The 16,882-nt window shown below is 39.7% G+C and carries 14 protein-coding genes; 1 reads left to right on the plus strand and 13 read right to left on the minus strand.

The genetic code is table 11. From position 1 onward, the window contains the following. The first annotated feature begins 369 nt into the window (after positions 1–369). On the plus strand, positions 370–1,299 hold the full coding sequence (locus tag D1B32_RS21010) for an AEC family transporter (RefSeq protein WP_095307534.1): 930 nt from the start codon (positions 370–372) through the stop codon (positions 1,297–1,299). Positions 1,300–1,358: 59 nt separating this feature from the next. Here the strand turns inward: D1B32_RS21010 and D1B32_RS21015 are convergent, their stop codons facing one another. The 13 genes from D1B32_RS21015 to D1B32_RS21075 all read right to left on the minus strand — a co-directional run bounded on the left by D1B32_RS21015 (position 1,359) and on the right by D1B32_RS21075 (position 16,804). After that, the gene (locus D1B32_RS21015; protein ID WP_118890366.1) at positions 1,359–2,768 is read right to left on the minus strand and encodes an APC family permease; all 1,410 of its coding nucleotides are present in this window, start codon (positions 2,766–2,768) and stop codon (positions 1,359–1,361) included. Between the two features lie 230 nt (positions 2,769–2,998). Continuing rightward, positions 2,999–4,351 carry an aminotransferase family protein gene (locus D1B32_RS21020; RefSeq protein WP_118890367.1) on the minus strand — a complete coding sequence of 451 codons (1,353 nt, stop codon included), beginning with the start codon at positions 4,349–4,351 and terminating at the stop codon, positions 2,999–3,001. A gap of 284 nt (positions 4,352–4,635) precedes the next feature. Further along, entirely contained in the window at positions 4,636–5,322 is a 687-nt protein-coding gene (locus D1B32_RS21025; RefSeq protein ID WP_118890368.1) for an aspartate/glutamate racemase family protein, read from the minus strand. After that, positions 5,322–6,674: a hypothetical protein gene (locus tag D1B32_RS21030; protein ID WP_118890369.1), complete on the minus strand. Its 1,353-nt coding sequence runs from the start codon at positions 6,672–6,674 to the stop codon at positions 5,322–5,324. Before D1B32_RS21030 ends, D1B32_RS21025 begins: the two co-directional genes overlap by 1 nt. Before the next feature lie 5 nt (positions 6,675–6,679). After that, positions 6,680–7,855 (minus strand): NAD(P)/FAD-dependent oxidoreductase, encoded by a 1,176-nt coding sequence (locus D1B32_RS21035; RefSeq protein WP_158586308.1) that lies wholly within the window; start codon positions 7,853–7,855, stop codon positions 6,680–6,682. Between the two features lie 50 nt (positions 7,856–7,905). Next, positions 7,906–9,117, minus strand: coding sequence for an NAD(P)/FAD-dependent oxidoreductase (locus D1B32_RS21040; RefSeq protein ID WP_158586309.1), 1,212 nt, complete (start codon positions 9,115–9,117; stop codon positions 7,906–7,908). Continuing rightward, entirely contained in the window at positions 9,107–9,412 is a 306-nt protein-coding gene (locus tag D1B32_RS21045) for a (2Fe-2S)-binding protein (protein ID WP_095307546.1), read from the minus strand. Before D1B32_RS21045 ends, D1B32_RS21040 begins: the two co-directional genes overlap by 11 nt. Then, positions 9,412–9,678 carry a (2Fe-2S)-binding protein gene (locus tag D1B32_RS21050; RefSeq protein ID WP_158586310.1) on the minus strand — a complete coding sequence of 89 codons (267 nt, stop codon included), beginning with the start codon at positions 9,676–9,678 and terminating at the stop codon, positions 9,412–9,414. The genes D1B32_RS21045 and D1B32_RS21050 overlap by 1 nt, the downstream gene beginning before the upstream one ends. A 347-nt stretch (positions 9,679–10,025) precedes the next feature. Continuing rightward, positions 10,026–10,985 (minus strand): ornithine cyclodeaminase family protein, encoded by a 960-nt coding sequence (locus D1B32_RS21055; protein WP_118890373.1) that lies wholly within the window; start codon positions 10,983–10,985, stop codon positions 10,026–10,028. A 241-nt stretch (positions 10,986–11,226) separates the two neighbouring features. Beyond that, positions 11,227–12,717 carry an aldehyde dehydrogenase family protein gene (locus D1B32_RS21060; protein ID WP_118890374.1) on the minus strand — a complete coding sequence of 497 codons (1,491 nt, stop codon included), beginning with the start codon at positions 12,715–12,717 and terminating at the stop codon, positions 11,227–11,229. 22 nt (positions 12,718–12,739) lie between these two features. Beyond that, positions 12,740–14,407 carry a thiamine pyrophosphate-dependent enzyme gene (locus D1B32_RS21065; protein ID WP_095307553.1) on the minus strand — a complete coding sequence of 556 codons (1,668 nt, stop codon included), beginning with the start codon at positions 14,405–14,407 and terminating at the stop codon, positions 12,740–12,742. Further along, positions 14,404–15,570 carry an aminotransferase class I/II-fold pyridoxal phosphate-dependent enzyme gene (locus D1B32_RS21070; protein WP_095307555.1) on the minus strand — a complete coding sequence of 389 codons (1,167 nt, stop codon included), beginning with the start codon at positions 15,568–15,570 and terminating at the stop codon, positions 14,404–14,406. The genes D1B32_RS21065 and D1B32_RS21070 overlap by 4 nt, the downstream gene beginning before the upstream one ends. A gap of 67 nt (positions 15,571–15,637) precedes the next feature. After that, the gene (locus tag D1B32_RS21075; protein WP_118890375.1) at positions 15,638–16,804 is read right to left on the minus strand and encodes an NAD(P)/FAD-dependent oxidoreductase; all 1,167 of its coding nucleotides are present in this window, start codon (positions 16,802–16,804) and stop codon (positions 15,638–15,640) included. Between the last annotated feature and the right edge of the window lie 78 nt (positions 16,805–16,882).

Here is a 16,882-nt window from a genome sequence, read left to right on the forward strand (position 1 = left end):
TTCATAGTAATAGCTCCTCTCGTATTATAGCTCTGATTTGGGTTTCCTTTGTTTAATACACTATACCCAAATTAACCTACGTTTTTACGAGTAGGGGCTAGTTTCGTTCATAATAACTCCTGTGGGAGGCTCACCAGCCGCCGCAGGATGCGCGAATTATATTTCCGGAGCGGATTATTTTCGTCAATCATGTTCGGAGTTTATGTGATAAAAACACTTTTGTCTCAGTCTCTACATAAAGGAAAAAATCATTATCTTCCCCCTACCTTTAAATAAGGGATTATATAAACATATTATTTAAGAAAGTCCTCCAAACAGCAGAGACCAATCAGGTCATTTGCACATATAGTACTTCGAGGGGGGATCATATTGGATTCAACGTTGAATTTCCTGCAAGAGATGATACAATTGTACAGCATTGCACTGCTTGGATTTTTAGTCAGGAAATTTGGGATTTTTAATGAAAATACCAATCATGTACTGACACAGCTTATTTTATATATCACCTTACCAGCACTCATCTTATACTCTTTAAATATGCCGTTTTCCTATCATTTAATGAAAGATTTCCTTTGGCTTATTGCGATGTCCTCCTATGCCCTTCTTTTATCCATTTTTCTTGCTATTTGGATGCGGAATCGCTCCCAGCTGAACGAAAATCAGAAAAGCGTTTATGAGGGACTTATCATTTTCGGCAATCAAGGATATATTGGTTTCGCAGTTATTTTTGCTATTTTCGGGGAGCAAGGAATCGTTTATTTGACGATGTATAATATTGTTTTATTCATTCTTATCTGGACATATGGAATCTATTTATTTTCACGTTCGAAAGCAACGATCAATTGGAGCAAAGTATTCTTGAATCCTGGAACTTTTTCTACATTCGTCGGATTAATTATCTTGTTTCTTCCCATCAGTATGCCAAGTGGGATCGCAAACACATTGGAAAGTCTCGGAAAAATGACTGTGCCGCTTTCCATGATTTTAATTGGCAGTTTAATCGCAGATGTGAAATACAACGATTTTCCGTTACTACTTAAAAATAAATACATTTGGAAAGCAGCGCTAGCGAAGCTGCTTATCGTCCCACTCCTTCTACTCCCTTTTGCTTTTCTTTCTGTACCATTACCATTACTAACCATTGCCGTTCTCGTCGCTGGGATGCCTTCTGCGCCTACTATTTCAATTTATGCTCAAGAATACAATGGCGACACGCTTTTTGCATCGATTGGGGTTATTGTTTCAAGCTTATTGTGTGTAATTACGATTCCATTTTTATATTTTATCCTATCTCTTTAAACATCCTAATGAAAAGGAACAGCTAAATTACAACTGTTCCCTTTGTTGTTTTTTTAATTCTAAGCGATACGGTCAATTTCGTTTTTCATATGCTCATCAGCAAATTCCTTTCCATACTTGGCCATTGACACATTATACAAGATGATTCCTAAAACAGACCATACACCGATAATAATCCACTCAGGACCACCAAGTGCTGATGGCATACCTGGCATATAAAGGGTGGCGATTCCGCCTGCCATCACAGCTGCAACCCAGCCTAGTGTTGTGCCACCAGGTAGTTTAAATGGCCGTTTCATTTCTGGATCTTTTTTACGTAAAATAATGAAGGATATGGCTACCATAAGCCACGCTACGACCAGTCCAAGTCCTCCTGCATCCACAAACCATACTAATGCAGGCCTGCCTAATAATGGTGCAGCAGTTGACAGGAATGCAATTAACAAAATAGCTTTATGCGGTGTTTTATACCTAGGATGAAGTTCACCTAAACTTTTTGGAAGCATGCCGGCATTAGCAAGTGCATAGATAGCGCGACTTCCTCCTACATAGAAACCAATCCAGCTTGTCAAAATCCCGCCAATACCACCGAGAACAAGAATATTAGACATCATTTGACTGCCTCCAAATGCCTTACCCATTGCATCGGCAGTGACCAGGGTCGATTCATTTAACTCTGCAGGCGTTAGAATACGTGACACACCAAATATAACGGAAACATACCAGACAATCGCAAGCACCACCGAGAATATTAGTAATTGTCCAATTCGCTTTTGTGGTAAATTAATTTCTTCAGCTGATTGCGGAATAACATCAAATCCAACAAACATAAATGGCGTCATAATGAGTACTGTTAATAGCCCTGCCATCCCATTGTCAAACAAAGGCTCCATATTTTGCGTACTTCCGCCAATCGTACTGCCTGTAATCAGCAAGATACCTGCAATAATAATTAACAATGTTAGAATGAACATAATCGAGGTCGAGAACTTTATTCCTCGATAATTTACCCAAGCAATTAAAATAGACCCTAGAATCCCAACACCTGCCCATGTAAGTGTGACATCCCACTCTGCAATTGTGTACAAATAGCCCTGACTGTAATTTGGAATTAAATATTCAAAAACAGTAGGAAGGGCAACTGCTTCAAATGCTACAACAGAAACATATCCAAGAATAATTGCCCATGTTGTAATAAATGATGCCATCCTCCCCATTGCTTTAAAACTGTATACATGTTCACCTCCAGCTAAAGGTAGTGCTGAAGCTAGCTCTGCATAGGTGAGCCCGACAAATATTACCATCAATCCACCGATTGCAAAAGCAAGAATTGCCCCTAACGAACCTGCACCCGTTATCCACAAGCCAGCAGTTACAACCCATCCCCAGCCAATCATAGCTCCAAATGCAAGTGTAAGTACATCTCGATTCCCTAGTATCTTTAACAGCTTCTGTTCATTTTCCAACATGCATCCCCCATTTACTTCGTGATTTCAACACGCATTAACCAGCTGTAATGCCCCCTGCATCAGGTATAAAAAAGACATGAAGGTGGGGGCATTATAGCCCGTAAATCTCTGATTCTGCTAAAAGTTCTGCGGTTTTCCCTTTTGGTGCCAGGATTTGCAGGTAAGGAAAGGATTTCCTGCTAAATAAAATTTCATTTTATGTTAAATCTTAATGCATGAGCTATTTGCTATTATTCATTCACCATATGAGGAATAAGTTGTTTTTGAACAGATAAAATAGCATCATATAATTTTTCTACCATGCTATCAATTTGTAATTGATCCATAATTAAGGGTGGTGAAAAACAGATAATATCCGTATTTTCATACGTAACAGCCCGGCAAATTACACCTCTTTCATGTAAAGCTTCTACGACTTTCGAAGCCACTTGCAATTTTGCAGAAAAGCGCTTATTGTTAGCCGGATCTTGAACTAGCTCGACTGCTCCTAATAAGCCAATTGCTCTTACATCACCAACAATTTTTAATTGTTCTTTTATTTTTTTAAATCCTTCGAGTAAGTATGCCCCCATTGCTTTAGCATTAGCTACCAGCCCTTCTTTTTCGATAATATCAATATTTCTCAATGCTACAGCTGCTGCTGTCGGGTGTCCGCTATAGGTAAAACCATGGAATAATGTCCCTTTTGATTTATCCTTCAATACGTTGTGGATAGAATCGGACACAATTACCCCACCCATTGGGATATAGCCACTTGTAACTCCTTTAGCAAACGTAATTAAGTCTGGTGTTACTCCCCAATTTTCAATACCAAAGAATTTTCCAGTTCGTCCAAATCCAGTAATCACTTCATCTGCAACAAACAAAATCCCATATTCATTACATAAATTACGGACTTCTTTAAAATAATTGGATGGGGGAATTAATACACCACCCGCACCTTGTACTGGTTCGGCAAAAAAAGCAGCAATATTCTCAGCTCCTTCTTCTTCAATCACAGAACGAAGCGATGCAATAGCCTTCTCTGTTCCCTCCCAGTAAGGGGTGTCTGCATGGAGAAAGTCATTCATTAAATGGCCAGCCATATCCCAAAACTCAGGAATTCCTGTGACACTTGTTGAAGCCGCAGCAACTCCGTGATAACCTCGCTTTAATGCTACAATTTTCCTGCGTTGCGGATGTCCTTGTATTTTCCAGTAGTGGCGCACTAATTTAACAGCAGAATCATTGGACTCCGAACCTCCTGACGTAAAGAAAACAGCATTTAAATCTTCTGGAGCAAGTGAAGCAATCTTTGCTGCTAGTTTAATAGCTGGTTCATGGCTAAATGTTGAAAAGGCAGAGCTATATGCCAGTTTTTTCATCTGGTCTGCAGCAGCTTCCGCAAGTTCATTTCTGCCATGACCAATATTTACATTCCATAATGATGACATCGCATCTATGAATACGCTTCCATTTATGTCAGTTAAATAGATCCCCTCTCCCTTTTCTACAATCAATTTAGCTCCCTTTTCCTGTTGCTGCTGGATAGATGAAGTTGGGTGAATGAAATGTCTTTTGTCCAGTTCGATTAAATTTTTCATTATGATTCCTCCCTGATTTGTGCCCATTTTGGAGACTTCTTCATTTTGTCTTGTATAAAAACGAAAAAACCAGAAATATGGACAGATTTATAAGTTTAGACTGTCGATATAACTGGTTTTCACCTAGGTAGTGCGTCGCTTCGTCAACAACGTCATTTAGGTGAAGCAGTTATTTATTATCTTATTATTTTTAATTTAACAAAAACTACACTAATGGTCAACTTCGAATTTTAGATTGATTACCATTATAACGAAATCGATCATGACAAAACTTCTTAACTATATTAAACTTTGAAATTCGATAACCCATACGATACATATTCCGTCAACGTATTAATATCAAAAATTGGCAAACTCGTAACCTCTCTCAACGCACTTTTGTATGGTGGCATATTCGTACACTCTAAAACAATTGCCTTAACCATCGGGTTTTCAGCTAGCAGACTTGACGCTACCTGCTGCATTTCGCATGCTATTGCTTTTCTATCTAGATCAATTGTTTCCTTCACAATGGCATTTGTGAATGCTGGCATATCGTCCATACCAGCAATTGCAATTGGTGTGTGATGAGCTTCAACACCTTGTAAATGCGTTTGCGTCAGACTTGTCCTGCGAGCCGTAATAACCCCTACTATCCCGCCAGTTATTTGCTGTACCATCGGAATTTGAATTAAGCTTGATGAATAAAACGGTACGCGCAATTCACGTTGAATCTCTTTTTGAAATAATGCAAGAAAACCACAGCTCGTTGTGATTGCTTTTACCCCTTTATTTTCTAATTCCTTAGCTCCTATAACAAAGGGTTCAATTAAACGCGTATCACCCAATTTAACAACACGGTCTGTTGTTGCATGATCAACAACTTGGTATGCAACTGGAAAAGAATATGTCTCTGGATTACCAATATCACCCTTTAGTCTGTAAAAATTTGTATTCAACATCAGTATGCCAATAAGTGGTTTCTCACCCATTAGATAAACCACAAGATTAAACCTATTATTAAAAAATAAAAGGAGTTTGGTAATGCTAATGTCATCACTTTAATCGGATCCACCTTTTTATTTAATATCCCACCAATTAACCCACACACAACAAATGCGGTTAATCCTACCGGCGGCATGTTTTGCCCAGCTGCTGCAATATGGGAAGCACCCAATGCAATTAATGTTGGGTCAACATGCATTGATTCTAGTATCGGGCCCAAGAATGTAACAACGACAGATTGAGCAGTAGTTTGAGAACCAGTTAGCATCCCGACAACTACCATAGCTATAGCTCCTCCCACTTTTATCATCGAAGAAGCTAACCCTTCTGTCATAAGTTCAACCTTTTCAATTAAACCTGAAGCATAGAACACTCCTACCATAACGCCGGCAGAAAGTTGGATTTGGACGGTTTGGTTCACTTTTCCTAGTCCGTTTTTAATTACACCTTTTGTTTGCTTTCTAACAGACGGGAATAAGAAACCGACAAGCAGTGCGATAATAATTGCTGCTACAATTTGATTGGTTAACCCCTGTAAAATAGGTATCCCGATAAGCGGTTCGAGAATATAAACAAAAATTGCGATTTCAGTAAAAATATTATAGTCAAATAAGGTGTTTGCGATAACAATGGCAATTAGAACAAAGAGAGGTATGAGCGTCTTCCAGTTTTCTTTCAGGATTTGGAAAACAGATTGATTGGGAATTAATTCTGGTGGCATTTTTTTCCCGCGGACAAAACGAAATGATTCTAAAATTGCTAGAATTCCACCAATGGACACAGTTATATACGCAAGCTTGGCAACTGGTCCTGGATCGATACCGATAAGGGATGCAGACAAGAAAACGCCTTGTGTAATAGGTGGCATAATGGAACCAATAGATGCGCCAATCAAGATAATCATTCCGATTTGCTCAGGCTTTAGTTTCAATTCAGTTAGTGCGTGGATTACGAGAAATCCAATAACCGCAGCTGCAGCGATAGCATCTCCAAGAAAAGACCCAGCCAAAATTAAAGTTATAAACACGGCGGCAATCAAACCTTTTGGAGAATTACCGAATGCAGCTCGTAAACTATTCAATGTTGTATCCATTGCACCTAATTTCACCTGTGATTCAGCATATAAACTGCCAAATATAGAAAGCATAATAACCCAAGATAAACGATCAATTCCATCAATAAATGCAACAATCATTTCATTAAAGTTCAAGCCTGAAATAAATGCCGATGAGAGTGCAGCAACGAGAAGCGCCGCCCTTATATCACCACCTACTTTGGGTATTTGTTTAACAAAAACAATGGTAAAAAGCAACACTAAAGGTATTATTATTTCCAACATCTTTATCACCCCTGTTTAGGTGAAGCATGGGACGCATTAAAACGATCGAGTTGTAATTGATCCAGAAAATCCTTGTACTTCAAATCTTTATTTACCAAGCTGGCAACTAATAAACCGGTAATTGGAGCAAGTGCAATTCCATCTCCTTCATGGCCTGCCGCAATAATAAACCCTTTTAAATGCGGCACTTCACTAATAATAGGAAGCCCGTCACTAGTAAATGGACGAAACCCTACCATTGCACGAATAATACGGACAGGTTCTAAGGATGGTGCTATTCGGCGAGCATGCATTGCAACAGCTGATAATATTTTCGGTTCAACCGCTTTATCATATCCTTTAAACTCCCTGCTTCCACCTATTAATAAATTTCCACTTTCCGTTTGTCCAAGTGAAAGTCCAATTCCATAAGATGGGACGTCTGTGTTATTGGATAGATGCTTCGCAGCAATGTACTGTGAACATAAAATATTCCCATGAACAATTGGTTTTACTTTTTCTGAAATTAGAATCACTCCGCGGCGCGGTATAATCGGCAGTCCAATCCCGACCATTTCCGCTATTTTAGGAGCAAAAGGACCAGCAGCATTGATAACAAGTTCCGTTTCGATTCTTCCATCATTAGTTTGTACTGCAATTACTCGACTATCCTTTGTTACAATCCCGGTTACTTCGGTATGCCTGCGAATGATTAACCCCTTTCGTTTTGCAGCTTCAGCAAAGGCTCGTGTTAATAGCAGCGGATTGACTTCTGCATCTACCGTACTATAGGTCGCACCAACAATTCCCGGGGATAAACATGGCTGAAATGCCAATGCTTCTTTTTGATCTACTAATTTTACATTTATATCTGCCTTATTTTGTTGCTTTACAAATTTTCTCATAAAATCAAGGTGGCTTTCATTCTCAATAACAATCATGCCGCCATTTTTTTGAAATTCAATATTCATTCCTAATTCTTCTTCCAGATTCTCATATACCATTCGGCTCTCCTGAGCTAGTTTAATAGGAAATCCAGGCTTTTTGGATTGTAAAAAAATTGCTTTGTCACAGGAACCAGAAGTCTCGGCACCAATTTCTCCTTTTTCGATTAACACTACCTTGCGATTTCCAGCAAGCCTGTAAGCAATCGATGTACCGATTACCCCGCCTCCAACAATTACAACATCAGCTGTTTCCATGAATCTCAACTCCTCAAACAGCTTTTTCATTCCATAAAGTGAAACTTCATTCAGTAATGATTTACCTCACTGATCCGGGATAAACGCTCTAGCTTTTCCCTGCCGTTTTCAAGCCCTGGGTGAAATTTAATAACAGCGTTCTTTCGCTCTAGGCTAACTTTTTCTTTTGCCTTTTTTATTAATTCTGGTCCGTCCTTTACTAATCCTATTTGATCACTAATGACGGTACCTACTAGTTCCCCTTGTGCCATGGCAACCTTTGCCCCCTCAATACCAGTGCTGTTTCCTGCCACAAAAACACCTGATTGTGTTGTTTCCAATTGGTCATTATACAAAGGTATAAGACCACCCAATTCCTCGATATGAACACACTCACAACCAGCTGCACTCGCAAGCTCCACTAATGGAAGGAGCCCTCCAGATATACAAACACAATCAACAGAGATTCGTTTTTCTTGTTTTCTTCCAAGCTGTCCATTTCGATCCACTGTTGCTATCTCAATTTCTTCCACTATGTCATTGCCAGTAATTTCAACTACTGCCTTTCTTAAATGTAACGGAATCCCCCATACTCTCATGCCAAATGGCGGATAGTAGTTTACCCCAAGTTTTTGCACAGATTCTTTCTGTCCTATCTTTCCAAGTAATTTAAGCATTGGATTTGGAGCTAAATGCGATAAACTAGAAAGATAGGCAATCATCTTTAATGGATTCGATTTATCCGATGAAAATGCATTTAATGGCGGAAGATAGATGCCAACAACATCAACTCCAGCCATTTTAAGGTCATAGGCAATTGTTAAAGAAAGTACATCAAGTCCGATGATGGCAACTCGGTTTCCTGGTTTTACACGCTGAATATTTGCCAATACTTGTGCTGCTCCAATCGCCATAACTCCTGGTTTTGTCCAGCCTGGAATTGGGATTGCTTTTTCCGCAGCACCTGTTGCAATTAAAACAAAATCTGATTCTAATTGTTCTCCATTATTCAACATCACTTTCCATTTTGGATAAATTCCCCAAACCTCACACTCGAGGAAACATGGAACACCTAATTGTTTTATTTTATTTTCCATGTTTCGTGCAATTTTCTCGCCAATCCACCATCCCGATTTAGGTTCTTTATAGATCTGACCTCTTAATTTTCCACCGGGAACTGGATTTTCATCGACCAATGCTACTCGTGCACCGTGAGATGCTGCAATAATGGCTGCCCCCATTCCTGCAGGACCAGCACCGATAACTACTAAATCATATTTCATCAGCATCTATCCCTTGAGAAATGATCTTCATCTGATCTTTTACACCTGTTACACATGCTCTTACACTTCTTTCACCATCAACTGTTACACGACATTCATAACAGTGACCAATCCCGCAATAGATTCCCCGTGGTTTTTTTCCCTTTTCTGAATACCGTAAAATCCGTATATGATTAGCAAGTAATGCTGCTGCGATTGTTTCTCCTTCAAATGCTGGGTAATCCACACCATTGTACGTGATTCGTACTTCTTTTTTGTCGATATAACCAAGGATGGGATGTTTTTCTATTCTCATTACGAAGGATCCTTTCTACTTTGAGATAGATCAGCTAAACTTATTGGACGTACTGGGTTCTTATATGATACATTATTGAATTCTCGGATATCTATATTTGTATAAAAAGTCATAGCCTGCTCCAACAACACGCGACACGTACGCCCTTGACAGATTCCCATTCCAGCTCGTGTTTCCATTTTGATTGCTTTTAAAGTTTCTGCTCCGTTTTGAATGGAAGTGATAATGTCACGTAACAATACTTCTTCACATCTGCAAATGATCATGTTTGAATCATCAACTCCCTCCATCAGCTTTCAATAAAGTGAAGCTTCATTCAGTGGTTTTTTTCATCTCCACAGAATGTTAGCACCACAAGGGTATGACTAAAGGCCCTTGAACAGAATCGGATTTTTACGGGCGGTTAATCCCCCATTTACATTGTTTTGATTACCTCACATTCTTGATGTGTGAGTTTTACTGCCCGTAAACTCGGAATATATGAGCTTCTATTAGTTCAATTTATGAAAACGGATACTAATTCATACATGAATAACAACAGATTACATTTAAAATTTGTTCCTTTTCGCGAGAGAAGAGAAGGTAATACTTATTGCAGAAGACTATATTTTCTTTACAAAGTAAGCGCCGTACCAACTCCTTTATCCATAGCCTTTTGATAGATTGTATTCGCAACGACTACATCAAATAATGCCATTCCAGTTGACTTAAATACAATTGTATTTCCAAGAGTTGGTTTTGGTTCACTTCGAATATAAGTAGAGATTTTTTGTACAGCGTCAGGTTCTATCAAGCCTTGAGCTAGAGGATAAATCAGGTCACCCGATTCAGCTATTGCATGTTCCGTATCTACTAAAATGGTGTCTGTAAGTTCATAGAGCGCTTCCGGAAATTCTTGCATGGATGGTTGATAGGAGCCGACCCCAATGATAAGCTTATTTCGAAGAAGATGCTTTTTATTTGGAAGAACGGGTTCACTTGAGCTTGTGGAAGTAATAATAATATCAGCGTTCTTTATCGCTTCTTCTGCAGTAACCATAGGATGCAACTGAATCGATGTACCGATCCAGCCCTCTAGCTGCGTGATAAAATTGGGAAGCTTCTCTGCACTCCGATTATAAAGGTAAATATCCGTAATCGACCTTTGGGAGCAGGCAGCCACAGCCTGGTAAAGACCTTGTACTCCTGTTCCAATAATCGCAAGTCTTGCAGCATTCTTTTTTGCTAAATGGCGCACTGCCGAGCCACCAACAGCGCCTGTCCGTAAACCAGTTAAAAAAGATCCTTCTAGAATACCTTTTACCTCCCCTGTTTCACTACTATTTAGTATGACAATCCCTTGAAGCATTGGTACATGCTTATTATTTGGAAAAAGTGTCACGAGTTTCGTTCCTATTGCTCCTGTAGTTATGCAGGGCATTAACAATAATGTGTTTTCCTTTTCTGAAACATGCATTCTATGCGGCATTTGAAATTGATTTTCTTCATATAATTGATAAGCTGAATCAACCGCGTCAACTACATCATTCATTGTAACTGCTTTTTGTATATCCTTTTCATTTAGAAATAACATACACATTCGTCCTCCTGCCTCCATTAGGTCTTTTTAAACATTTGAAAGCAATCCTAATTTCCTCTTCCTAATTCAACATTTGAATTGTTACATTTATATTATTTCTAGAAGAGATAAGACATTATATCTACTTGTTAAAATGATGTGGATTAAAAACAATCAGGAGCCTGATGCTGGTCAAGCTCCCAATCCATCCATGTTTATTCACATAATGCAATTTGCCACATGTATCGTTACTTCCTCATACATCAATCTGCGCACGCTGAAGTGTTCCACTATAATCAACATACACTGCCTTCCATTCTGTAAATACGTCGAGAGCCTGGACGCCAGAATCACGATGACCATTCCCCGTTCCCTTTGTTCCCCCAAACGGCAAGTGAATTTCTGCCCCAGTTGTACCTGCATTCACATAGACAATTCCTGTATCCAGATCCCGCTGTGCTTTAAATACACGATTGACATCATTTGTGAAAATTGAACTGGATAGACCATACTCGACTCCATTATTTACTTCAATTGCCTCTTCAAAGCTTTTTACAGGTATCAAGGATACAACAGGACCAAAGATCTCCTCTTGTGCAATCCGCATATCTGCTGTTGCATCGGTGAACAATGTTGGAGCAAAATAGTTTCCTTGGCGGTATTCTCCTTCCGTTAATTCATAGCCGCCAGCAAGCAGTTTAGCACCTTCATTTTTTCCAGTTTCAATATAGCTTTTTATCTTATCTATTCCGGCTTTGTTAATAATTGGACCAACCTTAATGGACTCATTTAAACCATTACCAATCGTTAAATTTTCCATCGCTGCTAGTAATCGTTCTTCCAATGTTTCTTTGACAGCTTCATGCACAATTACTCGGCTGCATGCTGTACAGCGTTGACCGCTTGTGCCAAATGCGCTCCATAAAATCGCTTCTACGGCAAGTTCAAGATCTGCATCATCCATAACAATCACAGCGTTTTTACCGCCCATTTCTAATGAAACCTTCTTCAATTGCTTTCCGCATGCTGCAGCAATATTTCGCCCCGTATCATTTGACCCTGTAAACGAAATAACCCGAATGTCTGTATGATGAACGAATGCATCACCAACTGTAGATCCAGAGCCAAATACAACATTTATTACACCTTTTGGCAAACCAGCTTCTTCAAAGATTTTGGCTAATTCATACGCCATAATTGGAGTTTCCGTTGCAGGCTTCCATACTACTGCATTTCCAGCGATGATTGCCGGAAACGATTTCCACGTAGCAATTGCAATTGGAAAATTCCATGGGGTAATAATTCCAACAACACCAACTGGTGCTCGCTGACTCATCGCGAATTTATTCTTTAATTCTGCTGGTGTCGTTTGGCCAAAAAGCCGGCGCCCTTCCCCAGCAATATAAAAGGCCATATCGATTCCTTCTTGCACTTCTCCACGAGCTTCTTCAATGACCTTCCCATTCTCCTGAGTTAAAAGCTGCGAAAGCCTTTCTTTCCGTTCTTTCAAGAGATAACCAACACGATATAGTACTTCAGCCCGTTGTGGTGCTGGAACTAGCGCCCATTCCTTTTGCGCTTCCTTAGCTGCCTGCACTGCTTTCTCTACATCGCTAGTATTAGAGAGTGGTACTTGAACAATTTCCTCACCTGTCGCTGGGTTAGTAACACCAGTAGACTCGCTTACTTCTACCCATTCACCATTAATGAAGTTTGCTAGTTTTCTTGTTTCTAATTGTATTGCCATTTTGACACTCCTCCCTAACTATTCATTTTCCACGTAATCCCGTAATTGTCTGTGAAACAGAGATTTGTTCCTTTTCGGTCATAATTTCAATCACAGCTACTCGCCCTTTCGTTAACGCTTTGTCAAAAGCAGATGCAAATTCCTCTGGAGAATTAACTACATATCCGTCTGCTCCCATACTGATGGCTAGATCTTTAAAAGAAACCTGTCCTAAATCTGTACCAATTACTTTTTCTGGGTAATGCATTTCCTGGTGCATCCGGATTGTTCCATACATATTGTTATTAAACACAAGGCAAATAATCGGAATCTGATAGCGAACCGCTGTCTCGAGTTCTTGCACTGTCATCATAAATCCACCATCACCTGATAAGGAGACCACCTGTTTCGTCGGAAAAGCAAGCTTTGCCCCAAGTGCTGCTGGCATGCCATATCCCATTGCACCCGATGTTGGTCCAATGTATGTATGCTTTTCCTTAAATGTATAAAATTGGTGCAGCCAGCCTGCGAAATTACCTGCGTCATTCGTTAATAAGGCATCATTCGATAGTTTGTCCTTCAAGATTTCGATTACTTTTCGATTAATCACGTCATTCCGACGAGCTTTTAAATCAGTTGCTTTTTCATAAGCTTGCCGTCTTGCTAATGTCCAATCCTCCCAATTTATAGGCATCGATAGTTCATTTAGTAAGCGTAAGGTCTCCTTCGCATCAGCTACAATCCCAACTTCTGGTGCATACACCTTGCCAATCGTGTCATAGTCAATATCAATATGGATTAATTTTTGGCTGGAGCTTATAATCGTGTAATCCTGTGTGGTCACTTCTGATAACCTTGTTCCTAGTGCGAGAATAACATCTGCTTCACGAACGGTTTCAAGTACTTCTTTTGGCGCACCTAGTCCAAGATGACCAGCATAATATTTGTTCTGATTTGGAAAGACATCATGCCTTCGAAATGCTGCAAGTACAGGTAGTTTGTTTTTTTCCGCAAAATCAATTAATAACCTTTCTGCCCGTGCGCTCTTTATACCACCCCCCGCAATGATGATTGGTTTTTTTGCCTCTAAGAGATGTGCCTTCACCTGGCTCAATTCCTGATTAGATGGTGCAGGTAAGGGCGGCGCTAGCTTCGGACCAAATTTCATGAGCGCTTTTACGGGAAGAATGTCTTCTGGTAAAGAAACAACAACGGGTCCTGGTCTTCCAGTTTGTGCGATTCGAAAGGCCCGGCTAACGATTTCCGGTGTCCGTTCCGGATCTGTAATTTCAACAGCCCATTTCGTAATTGGTTGAAAATAGCGATCTAAATCAACTTCTTGGAAGCCCTCTCTTCCTCTGAACTTACTGCTGACCTGACCAAGGAAAACAACCATTGGAGTTGAATCCTGATAAGCTGTATGCACACCTATCGCCAGATTACTTCCACCTACAGCTCTTGTTGCTAAAACAACGCCTGGCTTTAATGTTGCTTTCGCATATCCTTCTGCCATAAAAGCGGCACCCCCCTCATGCCTAGCAGAAATAAGCTGAACGGATTGTTCATCGTAGAGGGCATCCAGCACTGGCAAGTAGCTCTCACCAGGCACACAGAAAACCTTTTGTATTCCTTCTCGTTTCATACATTCAACAATCGCCCTAGCAGCCGTCATGTTTTCTTCTTTCCTAATCAAGATGGGTTCACTCCTCATCCAGCTAAGTTTTTCATTCGCTTGATTACTTCATCTAAACGCTCTTCTGATACGGACAAAGATATTCGAAAATGCCCTTCCCCACCAGGACCAAACGCAGTTCCCGGAGTTACAATGATACCTAATTCGTCTAATAGCTTATCGGCAAATCCAGCTGATGTAAATCCATCCGGAACGTCTACCCAAAGAAAAATCGTGCCTTTTGGCTTATATGCTGTCATCCCCATTTCAGCCAGAGCGTTGTAGAGTTTTTCCATTCTCTTTTTAAAAATTGCACTGTTTTCTCTAACCGTTCGATGATCACTTTGCAATGCAGCAGCTGCAGCTAACTGGATAGGAAGAAATTGACTTGTGTCAATATTGCTCTTTAATGTTGCAAGCGCTTGAATAATTTCTTTATTGCCAACAACATAGCCGATTCTCCATCCAGTCATGTTATAGCTTTTGGATAATGTACCAAATTCGATCGCAATATCTTTCGCATTCGGAACCTGAAGCACACTAGGTGATTTATACGTATCAAATGTTATAAGATCATAGGCAGCATCATGAGCAAGCAGGATATTATTTTTAGCAGCAAAATCAACCGCCTCGGTAAAGGTCGATAATTCAACCGTAGCTGCTGTCGGGTTACTTGGATAATTTAAAAAAAGTAGCTTTGCAGCTTCTCGCTCGCTCTTGGTTAGTGCATCATATTGTGGAACATAGCTGTTTTGCTTATCAAGTGGTAAAGATACTGCATCTCCACCAGCTAGATGAACGCCCATTCGATAAACGGGATACCCCGGATCAGGGATAAGCACTGTATCACCCGGATTGATTACTGCCTGAATAAGATTCACAATTCCTTCCTTTGTACCAACGAGTGTTAACACCTCGGTATTCGAATCCAGCTCGACACCATAATGTTTTTTATAAAAGGAAGCAACCGCTTCTTTAAATTCCTGATTCCCGCTGTATGGAGAATAACGGTGGTTCGCAGGGTGCTTTGCTTCTTTTACTAAAACATCATAAATAAACTCTGGTGTTGGTAAATCTGGTGCACCAATTCCTAAATCAATCACATCGACCCCTTTTTCTTGCAAGGCTTTTTTCTTCCTATTAAGCTCTGAAAATAAATATGCCGGCATATTCTTCACGACGTCGGATACAAAATCGTTCATTCTGTCTCCCCTTTTTAATACCATCATTTTTCACTGTTACAAATTCTTTTTAAACACAAAATAACCATCATACAATTGCCTCTTCAACAATCAATTTATTGTTGGCAAATCTTTCGAAACATAACGGAGTTAAATCTAGTGTTTCATAAGCACCAGTAAGAATGAGCTCTGATAATCCTTTACCTACCGCTGGAGCTTGTTGCATGCCATGCCCGCTAAATCCACATGCCAAATAATATCCTTGCAGCTCAGGATGACCTCCTATAATAGCGTTCTGATCAAGTGTGTTATGGCTATACATCCCTGCCCAGCCTCGAATTATTTTTGCGTTTTCAAAGTTTGGCACCCGATGGCTTAATACCGCCCATAAATGTTCATAAAAAAAATCGCGTGACCATTTGAAGTCAATACCCGGCTTTACTTTTTCGGAATAACCCGCGATCAGGAATTTACCTTCATGCCGGAAATAAACACCCGTTGGATCAATGGTTAAAGGCAATTCATTCGTTAAGGGTTCCGAAATATCAAATTGAATAATTTGGCGCTTTAATGGGACAACAGGAATCGGCAAACCAATTGTTTCATTTAATGCTGGTGCCCAAGGACCTGCACAATTTATAACAATTGGTGCATGGTATATCTCATTATTCTTTAACTGAACACCCACAACTCTGTTTCTTTCTTTAATAATTGTTTCAACTTCTACATATTCGTACACTCCACCAAGCTGCCTGGTTTTGCGAATGTATCCTTGCATAACAGAGTAAGGATCTAAATATCCATCCTCCTTACAATAAAGCCCTCCTTGTAAATCATCGATATGCAACTCAGGAATAATTGTTTTCAGTTCTTCACTTGATAACAGCTCGGATGGCACACCATATCTCGCTTGTAATTGCTGTTGCTTAATTAGTGGATTTCTATTTTCATTAGTTGATAGAAACAGGTAACCATTTTGCTTAAAATCAATTTCTGCTTTTTCAGAGTCAACAGCCATGTCTTCCGCAAATGTCACATACTTCTTTAAGCTATACCTGCTAATCTGAATATTAATTGCTGTCGTAAACAATTGCCTAATACCTCCTGCACTTCTTGGTGTAGAGGCAAATTCATACATCTTATCTTTCTCAAACAAAGTAATTTCTCCTTCAAACCCATCGTTTAAAAGGTTAAATGCGATACTTGATCCAATAACCCCGCCACCAACAATAATGATATCTGTCTTCTTAACCAAATCCGCACCTCCAAGCCCATTTAAAAATCATATAATTTATTTATAGCTTCGTAATATCAATAAATCTATAGGCAAGAT

Origin of the sequence: Oceanobacillus profundus, assembly GCF_003515705.1 — a bacterium.
Classification (GTDB): domain Bacteria; phylum Bacillota; class Bacilli; order Bacillales; family Amphibacillaceae; genus Oceanobacillus; species Oceanobacillus profundus.

Coding starts and splice junctions, on each gene's coding strand:
- D1B32_RS21060 (WP_118890374.1), bottom strand. CDS start 12,717: ATGGCAATACAATTAGAAACAAGAAAACTAGCAAACTTCATTAATGGT.
- D1B32_RS21050 (WP_158586310.1), bottom strand. CDS start 9,678: ATGATCATTTGCAGATGTGAAGAAGTATTGTTACGTGACATTATCACT.
- D1B32_RS21030 (WP_118890369.1), bottom strand. CDS start 6,674: ATGTTGGAAATAATAATACCTTTAGTGTTGCTTTTTACCATTGTTTTT.
- D1B32_RS21045 (WP_095307546.1), bottom strand. CDS start 9,412: ATGAGAATAGAAAAACATCCCATCCTTGGTTATATCGACAAAAAAGAA.
- D1B32_RS21020 (WP_118890367.1), bottom strand. CDS start 4,351: ATGAAAAATTTAATCGAACTGGACAAAAGACATTTCATTCACCCAACT.
- D1B32_RS21025 (WP_118890368.1), bottom strand. CDS start 5,322: ATGGGTGAGAAACCACTTATTGGCATACTGATGTTGAATACAAATTTT.
- D1B32_RS21065 (WP_095307553.1), bottom strand. CDS start 14,407: ATGAGGAGTGAACCCATCTTGATTAGGAAAGAAGAAAACATGACGGCT.
- D1B32_RS21040 (WP_158586309.1), bottom strand. CDS start 9,117: ATGAAATATGATTTAGTAGTTATCGGTGCTGGTCCTGCAGGAATGGGG.
- D1B32_RS21035 (WP_158586308.1), bottom strand. CDS start 7,855: ATGGAAACAGCTGATGTTGTAATTGTTGGAGGCGGGGTAATCGGTACA.
- D1B32_RS21070 (WP_095307555.1), bottom strand. CDS start 15,570: ATGAACGATTTTGTATCCGACGTCGTGAAGAATATGCCGGCATATTTA.
- D1B32_RS21015 (WP_118890366.1), bottom strand. CDS start 2,768: ATGTTGGAAAATGAACAGAAGCTGTTAAAGATACTAGGGAATCGAGAT.
- D1B32_RS21055 (WP_118890373.1), bottom strand. CDS start 10,985: ATGTTATTTCTAAATGAAAAGGATATACAAAAAGCAGTTACAATGAAT.